The 822-nt window shown below is 62.0% G+C and carries 1 pseudogene; it reads left to right on the forward strand.

Going from position 1 to position 822, the window contains the following annotated elements:
• Positions 1 to 822: pseudogene (locus ROA7023_RS25425) on the forward strand (IS481 family transposase); the annotation flags it as partial.

Raw genomic sequence — 822 nt, forward strand, 5'->3', positions numbered from 1 at the left:
GGGCATCAATCCCAAGACGGTGGCGAAATGGCGGAAGCGGTCAACGGTCGACGGTCGAGGATATGAAGACCGGGCCGACAGAACCGCGCTCGACGGTTCTGAGCGAGGCCGAGGAGGCGATGATCGTCGCGGTCCGGCGCCATACGCTCCTGCCGCTGGACGATTGCCTCCATGCCTTGCAGCCGACGGTCCCGCACCTGACACGCTCAGCGCTGCACCGATGCCTGCAACGCCATGGCATCTCGCGATTGCCAGATGTCGAAGGCGACAAGCCCAAGCGGCAGAAGTTCAAGCGCTACCCCATCGGGTTCTTCCACATCGACATCGCCGAGGTGCAAACGGCTGGGGGCAAGCTCTATCTCTTTGTGGGCATTGACCGGACGGCCAAGTTCGCCGTCGCTCAACTCGTTGCAACTGCTGACAGACGCACCGCTTGGGAGTTCCTGCAGAACATGCTTGAGGCTGTGCCCTACCAGCTCCACACGATCTTGACCCCCTCTCATCGTTTGCCATGCAAACGACTGCCGGGCAGCGGATAACGGCATTCAGTTCGCAGAGCAGCCCCGGAACCGCGACACAATCCATTCCCGGCCGATGCGTTTCGACATGATTTGCGAGGCCAACGGCATCGAGCACCGGCTGACCAAGTCGAACCATCCGTGGACGAATGGCCAGGTCGAGCGGATGACCCGCACGATCAAGGACGCCACGGTCAAACGCTACCACTACGACAGCCACGGCCAGTTGCGGACGCACCTCGCCGACTTCCTCGCAGCGTACAACTTCGCGCGAAGGCTGAAGACCCTGAACGGCCTCACGCCT

This window comes from Roseisalinus antarcticus, from assembly GCF_900172355.1.
Taxonomy (GTDB): domain Bacteria; phylum Pseudomonadota; class Alphaproteobacteria; order Rhodobacterales; family Rhodobacteraceae; genus Oceanicola; species Oceanicola antarcticus_A.